Genomic DNA, 1,011 nt, shown 5'->3' with positions numbered 1-1,011 from the left:
TAACTTTTGAGCTTCCCAACCCCGCGCGCGGGCCAAGCGTTCCTGAAGAAACAATGGGACAGGCCGGATGCCCCATGCGCCGATTTGCGCTAAAAAGGCAATGGCAGCGCCGAGATGACCGACTTGGCATTGGTGCGAGTTTCAAGCAAGCCCGCTTTTGAGCATGGTCGGGGAATCGTCAGCGACAGTGGTGAGCGCAGCGATGCGCATCCCGTTTGAGAGAGTGAGTCCAATTTGACGCTTCCCATGGCGCTGCCATTGATCAACCATTGTGGAGGATGCCATGGCCATTCGCAAGCATGACAGTGAGGTGTTTCCCAATGCCGCGGGCATTGATGTGGGCGCATCGAGCCACTGGGTGGCGGTGCCCGCGCATCTGGCCGATGACCCGGTGCGCGAGTTCGGCGCGATGACGGCCGACTTGAACGCGATGGCCGGCTGGCTGCTCGCGTGCGGCGTGGACACCGTAGCGCTGGAGTCCACTGGCGTGTACTGGATCCCGGTGTTTGAAGTGCTCGAACAGCGCGGCCTGAAAGTCTGGCTGGTCGATACGCGGCAGATGAAGTACGTCCCCGGGCGCAAGAGCGACGTGCAGGACTGCCAGTGGCTGCAAAAGCTCATGAGCCTGGGTTTGCTGCGCGCGGCGTTTCGTCCAGACGCCCAGGTCTGCGAGCTGCGGGCGGTGGCGCGTCAGCGTGACGTGCTGCTGGTCGAGCAGGGCAGTTGGGTCCAGCGCATGCAAAAGGCGCTGGTGCAGATGAACATCCAGCTCACCGAGGTGCTCACCGATGTGATGGGACTGAGCGGCCAATTGATTATCCGGGACATCGTCGCTGGCGAGCGTGACCCTAGGGCGCTGGCACGCCACCGCCACAGCCGCGTCAAGGCCAGCGCGCAGGAAATCACGAAAGCGCTGACCGGCAACTGGCGCGAAGAGCACCTGTTCGTGCTGCGTCAGGCGTTGGGAATGTATGACGACATTGCCCGCCACCTGGCCGAGTGCGATGCTAG

1 protein-coding gene is annotated in these 1,011 nt (G+C 62.5%); it reads left to right on the top strand.

Annotation, left to right across the window (positions count from 1 at the left end; genetic code table 11):
* Nucleotides 1-283 precede the first annotated feature (283 nt).
* Nucleotides 284-1,011 (top strand): IS110 family RNA-guided transposase (locus EC86_RS0100250; RefSeq protein ID WP_029523719.1); only part of this gene is annotated, 728 nt, incomplete at its 3' end.

The sequence above is a fragment of the Polaromonas glacialis genome (assembly GCF_000709345.1).
GTDB classification, from domain to species: domain Bacteria; phylum Pseudomonadota; class Gammaproteobacteria; order Burkholderiales; family Burkholderiaceae_C; genus Polaromonas; species Polaromonas glacialis.
The sequence above is the reverse complement of the archived record's forward strand: the minus strand, read 5'-3'. Positions and strand labels throughout refer to the sequence as shown.